Genomic DNA, 12,756 nt, shown 5'->3' on the forward strand with positions numbered 1-12,756 from the left:
TGCTTCGTGTCGTCCGAGCAGCTCGAGTCCTTCCTGTCGCGGGTGCCGCGGGCGCTCGTCCCGGCGTTGCGGGCCCACGCGGGCCTGGAGGAAGCGCTCACGGGCCTGGTGCGCGAGGCACGCGAGGCGTGGCCGCGGGTGGACATGGACGAGCGGGCCTTCCTGGCGCACGTGGCCGAGCGGCTGCCTTCCGCGGGCGAGGCCGGCGAGGTGCTCGCGAACCTGCGCGCGGGGGAGCTCTTCCTCGCCTTCGCCTGTGCGCGGGGAGACGCGCGCGCGCTCGAAGCGCTCGACGCGCACGTGCTGTCGCAGGTGGGGTCGTGGCTGCCGCGCGAGGCACCCTCCCTCGTGGACGAGCTGCGACAGGTGTTGAGCCAGCGACTGATCGTCCCGGTGGACGGGGCGGCACCGAAGCTGGCCTCCTATTCCGGGCGCGGTCCGCTGGGGCAGTGGGTACGGGCGGTGGCGCTGCGGCTCCACATCGACCAGCAGCGCGCCGCGCCGCGCGAGCAGCCCGTGGGGGAGGCCCCGGCGGAGCTGGCGGAGCGGCTGGGCGCGGACCCCGAGCTGGCCTTCATCCGCGAGCGGCACCAGGAGGACTTCCGCGTGGCCTTCCGCGCCGCGCTGGGCCGACTGGACGCTCGGGAGCGCAACCTGCTGCGGCTGCACCATGTGCACGGCCTGTCCATGGACTCGGTGGGCGCCACCTACCAGGCGCCTCGCTCCACCGTCGCGCGATGGATTGCCCGCGCCCGCGAGCAACTGCTGGCGCTCACCCGCGAGGAGCTGACGACGCGGCTGGGGCTCACGCCCGACGAGCTGGACAGCATGCTACGCCTCGTGTGCAGCCAGCTCGACGTCAGCCTTCGCCAGCTCATGACGGACTGACGGCCTCGAAATCGCGCCGGCCCGGTGGGACGAAATTCCCCAGGTCTCGTCAAAGGGGAAGTACCGCAGCGTTCCCCCTCGGAGACAATCATGACGAAGAGATATGCGCGTTCCTGGGTCGTGCCGTTGGCGCTCTTGGGTGTGGTGGGGTGTGCCAAGACCGGAGGCGATGAAGCGCTCCCCGTCACCCCGGAGGACGCTCACGTGACAGCGTGGGTGCCCGGGACGCCGGTGCCCGCCCACGCGCACGCCGAGGGCACGGACCACACGCTCATGGTCGACTGGATTCTCGAAGAGGACTCCGTCGATGAATTGACCGACCATTCGGCGTTGATCATCAACGGCCGGGTGGAGTCCACGCGCTTCGACGTCATCCGCGCCTACGCGAAGTCCAAGCTGGAGGGGCAACCCACCGGAGAGGCGAGCGGCATCTACAACGACCTTCCGGTGACCATCGCGACCGTGAGGGTCGGCGACCTCGCGCGTGCCTCGCAGGGGCTGAAGACGGCCTCGGGCGGCGCGCTCGCACGGGGCGCCACAGTGGACGTCATGTTCCCCGGCGGCCTGCTCGCCGACGGCTGCACGCTCGCGCCGGAGGACAACCCGCTGCCGAAGGTGGGCGAGCAGGCGGTCTTCTTCCTCACGCCGCAAGGGGGCACCGAGCCCATGGCCTCGCGCTCCATGGCGGGCATCTACGCCGTGACGGGCGGCCCGCGAGGTCGGGTCCTGGTGCAGGGCGGCCTCGTCCAGGGCGCGAGCTCGTCGCGTCACGCCGCCGTGCTCGAAGAGCACGTGGGACAGCCGGTCGACGCGTTGCTCGAAAGGGTCGAAGCCCGCGCACGGGCCGTCGCCTACGTGAGCCCCGACGCGCGCCCGATGCCGATGATGGAACAGGCCCCCCACGAGGGGCCGACCGCCCAGAGTTGGTGCGGGCTTCCCCGCTTCGGCTACAAGTGGTGCCGGAAGCCCACGAACGTCACCTTTACGGACTACACGGGCGCGGGTTGGCCCGTCGGTGACGCGATGAACGCGTGGATGTACACGAACGTCTCGAACAGCCTGTATCTCTACTGGCGTTCCAGCGGCGCCTCCGACGTCATGGTCTACGAGGCGTACTACGGCTACACCGGCTGGTACGGGTACGCGGGGAACAGTTGGTCGGGCACCTGCCTGACCCGGAGCACCATCCAGCTGAACGACACGTACTACTCGGGCGCGCACTACGCGAAGACCGTCGCCATCCACGAAGTCGGGCACAGCCTCGGCTTCGCCCACTACGGGAACTGCAACTCCATCATGTACACGGACCCCACCCAGTGTGCGGCCGCCACCACGTCCTGCGACGCGCAGGCCGCAGGGGAGCTCTATCCGTACTGAGTGAGGGCCGAGCACGGGATGGGCCGCCCACGCCGGGCGGCCCGTCCCCTTCCCTACCCTCGCGCCGCCAGCACCCGGCCCAGCCGCGCCACGGCCTCTTCAATCTTCGCCGGCTCGCAGTTGCTGAAGTTCAGCCGCATGCAGTGCGCGGCGGACCGTCCGCCCGCCACGGAGAAGGCCTGCCCGGGCAGGTACGCCACCTTCTCCGTCTCCAGCGCGCGCGGCAGCAGCGCGGTGGTGTCCGCGCCCTCCGGCAGCTCCACCCAGACGAACATGCCGCTCGTGGGCTTCGTCCACGTCGCCCCCTTCGGCATGTGCGTCTCCAGTGCCTTCAAGAGCGCGTCGCGCCGCAGCCGGTACTCCTGGCGCAGCCGCGTCAGGTGCCCCTCCAGCTTCCCCGAGTCCAGGAACGACAGGACGATGCGCTGGGTGAAGGTCGCCGTGTCGATGTCGCTCGACTCCTTCACCGTGGCCAGCCGGAACACCATCGGCTCCGGCACCACCACCCAGCCCACGCGCAGGGCGGGCGCGAGAATCTTCGAGAACGAGCCCACGTAGAACACCCACTGGTCGTCCATCGCGCGCAGCGGCGGCAGCACCGTGTCCTCGTACTGGAGGAAGCCGTACGCGTCGTCCTCGATGATGGGCATCCGGTAGTCGCGCGCCAGCTTCACCAGCCGCTCGCGCGCCTCCAGCGCCAGGCCCGTGCCCAGCGGGTTGTGCCCGTCGCTCATCGTGTAGAGGAACGCCGGCCGCTCGCCCGACTTCAGCATCGACTCCACCGCGTCCAGGTCGATGCCCGTGCGCGCGTCCCGGCGCACCGGCAGCCGCTTCGCCTGGTACGGCTCCAGCACCTGCTGGAACCCCGAGTACACCCGGTCCTCCAGCATCACCGACTGGCCCGGCTCCAGCATCAGCCGCACCAGGAGGTTCATCCCCTGCTGCGCGCCCGTGGTCAGGAACACCTGCTGCGGCGTGCAGCGCACGCCCCGCTTCGCCATCATCGCCACGACGTGCTCGCGCAGCGGCTGCAGCGTGGCCGAGTACTGCAGCGCCCCACCCTGCTCCGACAGGACGCGCACCGCCGCCTGCCCCATGCCTTCGGTGGGGAACAACTCCGCGGCCGGCAGGCCCAGCGCCAGGGAGAAGACGCCGGGCTTCGTAATATTCTGCAACATGTCCTGCATGGCGGACGGCGCCAGCCGCCGCGCCCAGGACGCCAGGGGAAGCTCAGGGGTGTTCATCGACGACGACATGATTCAAGGCCTCCGGGCCTGCTCGCGCTCCACCGCTTCGAACAACGCGCGGATGTTGGCACCGCCAAAACCGCGCGCGTCCTTGCGCTGGATGACTTCGAAGAAGAGGGTGCGCCGCGAGTGCATGGAGCGGGTGAATGCCTGCAACAGCAGCCCCCACGCATCACGGTCCACCAGGATGCCGTAGTCTCGCGTCCGGGCCACGTCCAGGTCCAGCCTCCCCAGCCGCTCCTCGAGCACCTCGTAGTAGCTCGGCGGAATATCCAGGAAATCCACTCCGCGTGAGCGCAGCGCCCGGATGGCCGCCTCGATGTCGTGGCTCAGCATGGCGAAGTGCTGCACGCCCGCGCCGCCGTGGCGCGCCAGGAAGTCGTCAATCTGCCCCGGCTTGCCGGCCCGCGCGGGCTCCATCATCGGGAAGCAGATGCGCCCGTTGTCGTTCTGCATCACCTTGGAGTTCATCCCGCTCTCCCCCGTCCGCACGTTCTCCTCGTGCGATTCGTGGAAGCCGAAGACGTCCCGGTAGAAGCGCACCATCGGCTCCAACTGCCCGGGCTCCAGGGCGATGGCCAGGTGGTCCAACGCCGTGAAGGGCTCGAACGAGGGCAGCGGGAAGCCCTCCGTCACCGGCTGGTACACCCCGGGCAGGAAGTCCTCAGGACCGCCCCGCGACTCGCGCTGGATGAAGGAGTGCACCACGTCCCCCATCGCCGCCACCGTCGCGCGCGTCACCCGCGCCGCGCCGTCGCCGTACACCTCGGGCCCGCTCACCGGCCGCGCCCCCAGGCGCACCGCGTCCCGGAAGGCCGCCTCCACGTCCGTCACGCGCAGGGCGATGTCCCGCACCGCGTCCCCATGGCGCCGCACGAAGTCCGCGGAAGGCCCCTCGCCCGAGGCCTCCGTCAGCACCAGCCGCAGGTGGCCCTGCTGCAAGAGCAGCGAGCGCCGTCCCTCGGGCCCCGCCTCCGCCCGGCCCACGACGTGGAAACCGAACGTGCCCACATAGAAGAGCGCCGCCGCCCCCGTGTCCTCCACCCACATTTCCACATGGTCAACTTCCCTGAAATACATGCGTTCCCCCAAGCAGGGGGGCATGGTACTTCATTGAAAGATGAACATTCCAGATAGGGCGGACTAGCACGCAAGACCGCCCTCATGGGTAGCCTCGCGCTTTGGTGCCCGGCTGACGGCTCAGGGAGACGCGGGGGCCGTGAGGAAGTTGAAGCCTTCCTTGGCGATGTCGATGGGTATCCCGTGGGGCCCGTCGAACTCGCGGTAGTCCACCACGTAGTCCTCCTTCAGGAGCTGCTCGTTGATGTAGCGGCCCCCGAAGTCGATGGGCAGCACCGCGTCCTGGGTGCCGTGGGACATGAACACGGTGGGCTTCCCCCGGAGCTCGGAGGCGGCGACGAAGCCCGGCGAGAAGGCGGCGATGCGGCGGAAGAACCCACCGTTGGTGAGCCCGACGGACAGCGCGTAGCTGGCGCCGTCGGAGAAGCCGCAGATGGAGACGCGGGCCGGGTCCACGGAGTACTCGCGGAACACGCGGTCCAGCCCGCGACTGATGCGGGACAGGTCCACGTTGTAGTGGCCCCGCTCGATCATGTCCCACGTGAAGCCCACCGACTTGGGCACCAGCACCAGCGTGCCGTTGGCCTTGGCTTCCTCGCGCATGATGCCCAGGATGGCCTCCGGCTTGCCGCCGGCCCCGTGCAGCAGCACCACCAGCGGCGCGGGCGTGTCCGGCTGGTAGCTGTCCGGCACCAGCAACAGCCCGGCATCCGGGTTGTCCACGTCCATGGGCAGCTCCCCTCGAAGCGCCGAGGGCTCGGTGGGCGACGTCACCTGCTTGTCCATGCGCGCCGAGCCGAAGCGCGCCTCCGTCAGGTGACCCGGCTCGCTGCACCCCGCCATCGTCACCAGCAGCCCCAGGAGGACGCCTGCCGGCCCTCCCCGGAACGTCGCGCGTGCAGTCTTCATCCGTGGCCAACCCCTTCTGTGTGTCCGCGTGTCGCATTCGGGAAACGCGGCAACCACCGGCGCCATATCGCCCGGAGGCCTTCACCGGCATGTCTGGGGGCACCTTCACCGCCCGTGTCACCCCGGGCCCCCACCCGTGCGTGTGGACGGAAATCCGTGTATCAACCGGGCTCCGCTGCTCGCAAGCCCCGCCGGAAAATCAAGCCTCGCCCGGAGACTGCAATGCTGGACCGCCCGATGTACCTGAAGCCGAACGTCGCCATCGAGCCGCTCTACAACCAGTGGTACACGTGGTGGTACCTGCTGTCCCCGGCGACGGCGCCGCTGTTCGTGACGAACCTGCACCTGAAGCTGATGCAGTCCTTCGTCGCCAACCCGGACGTCCACGTGGCGGCGCTGAAGAACCCCATGCTGATGGGCGGGCCCTTCATCAACCACCCGGCCTCGCGCGTGCCGCAGGTGAAGGAATTGCTGGAGCGCACCCAGCGCGAGCAGGCGCACATGCTGGCGTACACCAAGGCCATGGCGGAGCTGGAGCAGCTCATGGCGCCCAACAACGGTGGCTCGCTGGAGTCGCTCTACCCCAAGGTGCCGGACATCCTGCGCGGCTACGTGGAGCTCACGTACGACTTGAGCCACCGCGCCAGCGCCCGCGTCATCGAGCCGCTGCTGTATCGCAGCAGGTTCTACCAGGAGTCGTCGCAGAGCGTGACGCTCAACATGGTGGACGGCGACTGGCGCCCGTACATCTTCAGCACGCCGCGCCTGGAGGAGGACTCGCCCTTGTGGCTGAAGGTGCCCTTCAAGCACGAGGGCCTGGACGAGCTGTTCCGCATGCGCCACACCGCCGGCTCTCCGGGCAAGGTGGCGGAGATGCTGGGCGTGTCCGCCAGCGCCGCGGGTGCCTTCGCCAACCTCTTCACGGAAGCCGAGCCGCGCCGCGCGGAGCGCTACGCGGGTGAGGGCGTGCGGGTGCGCTACTTCGGCCACGCCTGCGTGCTGCTGGAGACGAAGGACGTCAGCATCCTCACGGACCCCGTCATCAGCTACGAGTTCCCCACGGAGCTGCCGCGCTTCACCCACTCGGACCTGCCCGAGAAAATCGACTACGTGGTCCTCACCCACGGCCACGCCGACCACCTGATGATGGAGACGCTGCTCCAGCTCCGGCACCGGGTGGGCACCATCATTGTCCCGCGCAACAACGGCAACTCGCTGGCGGACCCCTCCCTGCGGCTGATGCTGCACCACACCGGCTTCAAGAACGTGGTGGAGATCGACGACCTGCAGGAGATTCCCGTGCCGGGCGGCTCCATCACCGGCCTGCCCTTCATGGGCGAGCACAGCGACCTGTCCATCCAGGCGAAGACGGCGCACCTCGTCCGGCTGGGCGGCAAGTCCCTGCTGATGGCGGCGGACTCCAACGCCATCGAGCCGCGCCTGTACCAGCACCTGCGCGACATCGTCGGCTCCATCGACGTGCTCTTCCTCGGCATGGAGTGCGAGGGCGGCCCGATGAGCTGGATGTACGGCCCGCTGCTGAGCAACCCGCTGCCCCGGAAGATGGACCAGGCCCGCCGGCTCAATGGCTCGGACAGCGCCCGCGCCACGGAAATCACCAACTACCTGGCCCCCAAGGAGGTCTACGTCTACGCGATGGGCCAGGAGCCGTGGCTGCGCCACGTGATGATCCTCGTGTACGACGACAAGGCCCCGCAGATCGTCGAGTCCAACAAGTTCCTCGAGCACTGCAAGACGAAGAGCATCCAGGCCGAGCGCCCCTACGTGAGGATGGAGCGCATCCTCAAGTAGGCCCGCGATTCGACCCCCTCCACGCTGGACGCCTGAGACGACGTCTCAGGCGGCCGCGGCGGAGGCCAGCAGGCCCTGGGCGCGCAGCATCTCCACCACGCGCTCCAGCCCCGCCTCCACGGACTCCGCATCCGAGCGCACGGTGGCCTCGGGGGCCTCCGGCGCCTCGTACGGGTCCGACACGCCGGTGAAGTGCGGAATCTCCCCGGCGAGCGCCTTCTTGTAGAGGCCCTTCACGTCGCGGGCGATGAGCGCGTCCAGGCTGGCCTGGATGTAGACCTCGAGGAAGGGGATGCCCTTCGCCTCGGCCATGCGGCGCACCTCGTTCCGCGAGCCCCGGTAGGGAGAGATGGCGGCGACGATGACGCCCACGCCGTGCTTGGCGAGCAGCAGCGCCACGTTGCCGATGCGCCGCACGTTCTCCTCGCGGTCCTCGCGCGAGAAGCCCAGGCCGCGCGACAGCCAGGTGCGCACCTCGTCACCGTCCAACAGCTCCACCGGCCGCATCCCGTCCACTCGCGCCTGCAGCGCGCGGGACAGCGTGCTCTTGCCCGCGCCGGACATACCCGTCAGCCAGAGGATGAATCCCGTTGTCTGCCGCATCGTCATTCACCTCAGACCGCGGGACCGTTGATCATCCCGGCACCCACCGTGGCGTTGGTCGCCTCGTCGATGAGGATGAAGCTGCCCGTGTAGCGGTTGCGCTGGTACTCGTCGAAGAACAGGGGGACCGTGGTGCGCAGCGTCACCCGGCCAATCTCGTTCAGCTTCAGCTGCGGGCTGTCCGCATCCCGGTGGAGCGTATTCACATCCAGCCGGTAGTGCAGCTGGTTGATCTTCGCCCGCGCCAGGCGCGTGGTGTGCTTGATGGCCAGCCGCGCGCCGGGCTGCAGCGTCGTGGTCTCCGACAGCCAGCACACCATCGCGTCGATGTCCTGGCCCGCCGTGGGCGGGTTGCCCGGGCGGCAGAGCATGTCGCCGCGGCTGATGTCCAGCTCCTCGGCCAGCGACACGTTGACGGACATGGGCGGGAAGGCCTCGGTGAGGCTCTTGCCGGCCAGGTCGATGTCACGGATGCGGGTGGTGAAGCCGGAGGGCATCACCATCACCTCGTCGCCCGGGCGCAGCACGCCGCCCAGCACCTGCCCCGCGTAGGCGCGGTAGTCATGGTACTTCGCGGACATGGGGCGGATGACGCTCTGGACCGGGAAGCGCACGTGGATGAGGTTCCGGTCGGACGCGATGTGCACGTTCTCCAGGTGGTGCAGGAGCGTGGGGCCCTCGTACCAGGGCATCTTGTCCGAGCGCGACACCACGTTGTCCCCGCCCAGCGCGGAGATGGGGATGAACGAGAGGTCCTGCACGTCCAGCTTCATGGAGAACTGGCGGAACTCCTCGCGGATGCCGTCGAAGACAGCCTGGTCGAAGCCGACCAGGTCCATCTTGTTGATGCACAGCACCAGGTGCGGCACGCGCAGGAGCGACGCGATGAAGGCATGGCGGCGCGTCTGCTCCAGCACGCCCTTGCGCGCGTCCACGAGGATGAGCGCCAGGTCCGCCGTGGACGCGCCCGTCACCATGTTGCGCGTGTACTGCAGGTGTCCGGGCGTGTCCGCGATGATGAACTTGCGCTTCACCGTCGAGAAGTAGCGGTACGCCACGTCGATGGTGATGCCCTGCTCGCGCTCGGCCTTCAGGCCGTCGAGCAGGAGCGCCAGGTTGACGTACTCGTCGCCCCGGGCGCGGCTGGTGCGCTCCACGGCGGCCAGCTGGTCCTCAAGGATGGACTTGGTGTCGTAGAGCAGCCGGCCAATGAGGGTGCTCTTTCCGTCATCGACGGAGCCCGCGGTCGCGAAACGAAGCAGTTCCACTAGAAATAACCCTCACGCTTGCGGTCTTCCATCGCCGTCTCGCTGAACTTGTCGTCGGCGCGGCTGGCGCCGCGCTCGGTGACGCGCGAGGCGCGAATCTCGTTGACGACCTGCTCCACGGTGGTGGCCGAGGACTCGACGCACGCGGTGCAGGTCATGTCGCCCACGGTGCGGAAGCGCACCTCGGCGGTGATGACTTCCTCGCCGGGCAGCATCTGGAGGAAGGGCGACCAGGCCATCAGCATGCCGTCGCGGCGGAACACCTCGCGCCGGTGGCTGTAGTAGATGGACGGCAGCGCCACCTTCTCCTGGTCGATGTACTGCCAGATGTCCAGCTCGGTCCAGTTGGACAGGGGGAACACGCGCAGGTGCTCACCCCGGCGGTGACGCGCGTTGTAGAGGCCCCACAATTCCGGGCGCTGGTTCTTCGGGTCCCACTGCCCGAACTCGTCGCGGAACGAGAAGACGCGCTCCTTCGCGCGGGCCTTCTCCTCGTCGCGCCGGGCGCCGCCGAACACGGCGTTGAACTGGTGCTTCTCAATCGCCTCCAGCAGCGGCACCGTCTGCGCGCGGTTGCGCGAGGCGCGAGGCCCCTTCTCCTCCGCCACGCGGCCACCATCGATGGCCTCCTGCACCGACGCGACGATGAGCCGCGCCCCCAGCTCCGCCACGCGTGCGTCGCGGTACTGGAGGACCTCCGGGAAGTTGTGCCCGGTGTCCACGTGCATCAGCGGGAAGGGCAGTGGCGCCGGCGCGAACGCCTTCACCGCCAGGTGCAACATCACCGCCGAGTCCTTCCCTCCGGAGAACAGCAGGACGGGCCGATCCAGCTCGGCCGCCACCTCACGGATGATGAAGATGGACTCGGCTTCCAGGGCCTCGAGATGTGACAGCTCGTAACTCACGGGGCGGCAAACTAGCACAGCTCTCCGGCAGCCCTGCCAGCCCCCAATATCCGGCGACACTTGATACATCGGGTGAGCCGCGTCCAGGCCGCGACTCCGCAGGTGGGTCTCAGCAGTCCCGGGCTCACGGGCAGTGTGGGTTTGGGGCAGACTGCTCCCGAGGTGGCCATGGACGCCGAGTCATTGCCGCACCCGGAGCCCCGCCTGCTGGCGTGGCGCATCGAGCAGGCGCAGGCGGAGCAGGTGGACCAGACGCCCCTGCCCGGGCGCGTGGGGCAGCCCTCACTGCACGTGGCGGGTGGGCGGGCCATCTACACCGGCCCCCGGGCGCTGTTCTCGGTGGCGCTGGGGGTGGGGCTGGGCGGCGCGGTGAGCGAGGAGGACATGGACCGGATGGAGGCGCTGCTCGGCCAGGGCGGCGGCGCGGTCCGCATCGAGCTGAACCCGTTCTGCGACCCGTCGCTGGGACGGTCGCTGGCGCGGCGCCGGTACGTCGTGGAGTCCTTCCAGCTCGTGTGGTGGCGCCGTCCGGGGGACGTGCCTCCGCCGCCTCCGGGCGTCACGGTGCGCCCCATGAGCGTGGGCGAGGAGCGCACGTGGGCGGGGCTCTTCTTCCACGCGTACGCGGGGCGCCCCGCGGCGGCGGAGGTGGAGCTGCTGGGCGGCCTCAACCTGACGCGCACGCCCTGCAACACCTGTTTCCTGGCGTGTGTCGATGGGGAACCCCGGGGCGTGGGCGTGGTGTCCGCGACGGGCGGCGTGGCGCTGCTGTCGGGGGATGGTGTCCCCCTGCCCTACCGGGGGCGGGGGCTCCAATTGGCGCTCATCCACGCACGGCTGGAGTGGGCGGCCGAGCGCGGCTGCGACGTGGCCACCGCGTCGACGGAGCCCGCCACGGCGTCACAGCGCAGCTACGAGAAGGCGGGGTTCCGCTGTGCGTACCCGAAGCTCATCATGGTGAGGCCCGCCCCGGGGACTTGACCCGTTTTCCATGCCCGTGCGACAGAGCCTCAAGCCATGCCCAGTCCGACCCCTCAGAGCCCCGACCGCTGGTTCCCGACGCGCAAGCCGCTGACCGAGCCGCGCATGCGGCTGTTCTGCTTCCCCTTCGCGGGCGGCAGCGCGGCCATCTACAACGCCTGGGGCGCCGCCATGCCCGTGGGCGTGGAGCTGTGCGCGGTGCAGCTCCCCGGCCGCGAGCGCCGGCTGATGGAGAAGCCCATCGACAACCTCCCGGCGCTGGTGGACGCGCTGCTCCCCGTGCTGGCGCCGCTGCTGGACAGGCCCTTCGTCTTCTTCGGCTACAGCATGGGCTCGCGCATCTCCCTGGAGCTGACGCGCCGCCTGCACGTGCGCAACGGCCCCATGCCCCGGGGCCTCATGCTGGCCGCCGCCGGCCCGCCGCGAGAGAACGACCGTGAGCCCATCCACCACCTGCCCGAGGCCGAGTTCATCGCGCACCTGCGCAAGTACGACGGCACGCCGGAGGAAATCCTCCAGCACAAGGAGCTGCTGGAGCTGCTGCTGCCCACGCTGCGCGCGGACTTCGCGCTCGCCTGGTGGGAGAACGGCAACCACCCCGTGAAGCTCGACGTCCCCATCTCCGCCATGGGCGCGGTGGGCGACGCTCACGTCCCCGTGGCGAAGCTGGAGACGTGGCGCGAAGAAACTTCGAACGCGGACTTCCGCGTCCGTCACTTCCAGGGCGGCCACTTCTTCATCCGCCAGCACCAGGACGCCATCCTCACCGCCGTGCGCGAGGACCTCGCGCGGTGGATGGCCCCGGCGACCTGAGGAGGCCGCGCTACGCCGCCTGATAGCGGGGCGGAGTGGTGTCCCCGGCCAGCGGCACGGTGAATTGCCAGCGCACGCTCAGCGGCAGGCCCCGGGCCCGCCGCAGTGCCACCGCCGCCTGGTGCCGCTCCGACGGCTTGAGCTGCACGAACTGCCACGCCTCCGGCTCGTCCCGCATGCGCGGGTCGAAGGAGATGCGCGGCGCCTGCTCCGGCTCCAGGTGGAAGGCGAACTGCTCCAGCGGCAGCGACAGCCCGGCCCCGCGCGCCTTGATGTAGGCCTCCTTCAGCGTCCAGTACTCGAAGAAGCGCGCGCGGTGGCGATCCTTCGGCAGGCCGCGCAGCGTGGCCACCTCGGTGGGCGCGAAGTAGTGGTCGGCGATCTCCACCGTCTCCCCTTCCCGCTGCGCATCCTCCACGTCCGCGCCCAGCTCCGCACCCGTCCCCACCGCCACCAGGGCCATGCCGTCGGTGTGGGAGAGGTTGAAGCGCAGCTTCGTGCCCCACTCGCCCTGCACCTCCGGCCGCCCGTACGCGTTGGTCGCGAAGGTCCAAGCGGCCGGAGCCACCGGCGCGTAGCGTGAGAGAGTCAGCCGCACCAGCGCGTGACTCACCAGGTACTGCCGCTGGTGTCGCTCGAAGCGGAAGCGGCGCTGCTTCTCGCGCTCCCTCGCGTCCAGCAGTCCCCAGTAGGCGTCCAGCAGTTGCCGGTCGTCGATGCGCTCCGGCTCGACAATCCAGACATGGACCTCGTCGGGCCGCAGCTCCAGGAGGTTCGAGACAGTCGACATGCCCTACATCTACCACGCCGTCGGGCGGCCCGCGTAGGCTGGGGATTGGCCCGGAGCACCGCCCGCCGGGCCGGGGGGAAGAA

Annotated in this window: 12 protein-coding genes; 5 read left to right on the top strand and 7 right to left on the bottom strand. The window is 69.6% G+C overall.

Annotated elements, in window-relative coordinates; translation table 11 throughout:
* Positions 1-6: 6 nt before the first annotated feature.
* Together OV427_RS49255 and OV427_RS49260 are read left to right on the top strand one after the other, a co-directional pair.
* Positions 7-888 (top strand): sigma-70 family RNA polymerase sigma factor, encoded by an 882-nt coding sequence (locus tag OV427_RS49255; protein WP_267863211.1) that lies wholly within the window; start codon positions 7-9, stop codon positions 886-888.
* 90 nt (positions 889-978) lie between these two features.
* Complete coding sequence (locus tag OV427_RS49260; RefSeq protein WP_267863212.1) at positions 979-2,265, top strand: matrixin family metalloprotease; 1,287 nt, start codon at positions 979-981, stop codon at positions 2,263-2,265.
* Positions 2,266-2,318: 53 nt separating this feature from the next.
* Here OV427_RS49260 and OV427_RS49265 read toward each other — a convergent pair whose 3' ends face one another.
* The 3 genes from OV427_RS49265 to OV427_RS49275 all read right to left on the bottom strand — a co-directional run bounded on the left by OV427_RS49265 (position 2,319) and on the right by OV427_RS49275 (position 5,501).
* Positions 2,319-3,521, bottom strand: a complete 1,203-nt coding sequence (locus OV427_RS49265; protein WP_267863213.1) for a PLP-dependent aminotransferase family protein — start codon at positions 3,519-3,521, stop codon at positions 2,319-2,321.
* 3 nt (positions 3,522-3,524) lie between these two features.
* A complete protein-coding gene (gene hppD, locus OV427_RS49270) occupies positions 3,525-4,616 on the bottom strand; it encodes a 4-hydroxyphenylpyruvate dioxygenase (RefSeq protein WP_324290044.1) in 1,092 nt (363 codons plus the stop codon).
* A gap of 96 nt (positions 4,617-4,712) precedes the next feature.
* The gene (locus tag OV427_RS49275) at positions 4,713-5,501 is read right to left on the bottom strand and encodes an alpha/beta hydrolase (protein WP_267863215.1); all 789 of its coding nucleotides are present in this window, start codon (positions 5,499-5,501) and stop codon (positions 4,713-4,715) included.
* 222 nt (positions 5,502-5,723) lie between these two features.
* On the opposite strand from OV427_RS49275, the gene OV427_RS49280 reads away from it, so the two are divergent.
* Positions 5,724-7,313 (top strand): MBL fold metallo-hydrolase, encoded by a 1,590-nt coding sequence (locus tag OV427_RS49280; RefSeq protein ID WP_267863216.1) that lies wholly within the window; start codon positions 5,724-5,726, stop codon positions 7,311-7,313.
* Positions 7,314-7,358: 45 nt separating this feature from the next.
* Here the strand turns inward: OV427_RS49280 and cysC are convergent, their stop codons facing one another.
* Genes cysC through cysD form a run of 3 tightly spaced genes read right to left on the bottom strand, consistent with a single transcriptional unit; the run spans position 7,359 to position 10,089 of the window.
* Positions 7,359-7,916, bottom strand: coding sequence for an adenylyl-sulfate kinase (gene cysC, locus OV427_RS49285; RefSeq protein ID WP_267863217.1), 558 nt, complete (start codon positions 7,914-7,916; stop codon positions 7,359-7,361).
* Between the two features lie 11 nt (positions 7,917-7,927).
* Positions 7,928-9,184 carry a sulfate adenylyltransferase subunit 1 gene (locus OV427_RS49290; RefSeq protein WP_267863218.1) on the bottom strand — a complete coding sequence of 419 codons (1,257 nt, stop codon included), beginning with the start codon at positions 9,182-9,184 and terminating at the stop codon, positions 7,928-7,930.
* A complete protein-coding gene (cysD, locus tag OV427_RS49295; RefSeq protein ID WP_267863219.1) occupies positions 9,184-10,089 on the bottom strand; it encodes a sulfate adenylyltransferase subunit CysD in 906 nt (301 codons plus the stop codon). Before cysD ends, OV427_RS49290 begins: the two co-directional genes overlap by 1 nt.
* 168 nt (positions 10,090-10,257) lie before the next feature.
* On the opposite strand from cysD, the gene OV427_RS49300 reads away from it, so the two are divergent.
* Together OV427_RS49300 and OV427_RS49305 are read left to right on the top strand one after the other, a co-directional pair.
* On the top strand, positions 10,258-11,070 hold the full coding sequence (locus tag OV427_RS49300; RefSeq protein WP_267863220.1) for a GNAT family N-acetyltransferase: 813 nt from the start codon (positions 10,258-10,260) through the stop codon (positions 11,068-11,070).
* A 36-nt stretch (positions 11,071-11,106) separates the two neighbouring features.
* Entirely contained in the window at positions 11,107-11,883 is a 777-nt protein-coding gene (locus OV427_RS49305; RefSeq protein WP_267863221.1) for a thioesterase II family protein, read from the top strand.
* 10 nt (positions 11,884-11,893) lie between these two features.
* On the opposite strand, the gene OV427_RS49310 is transcribed toward OV427_RS49305, so the two are convergent.
* Entirely contained in the window at positions 11,894-12,673 is a 780-nt protein-coding gene (locus OV427_RS49310; RefSeq protein WP_267863222.1) for a 4'-phosphopantetheinyl transferase family protein, read from the bottom strand.
* Positions 12,674-12,756 lie beyond the last annotated feature (83 nt).

Origin of the sequence: Pyxidicoccus sp. MSG2, from assembly GCF_026626705.1 — a bacterium.
Taxonomy (GTDB): domain Bacteria; phylum Myxococcota; class Myxococcia; order Myxococcales; family Myxococcaceae; genus Myxococcus.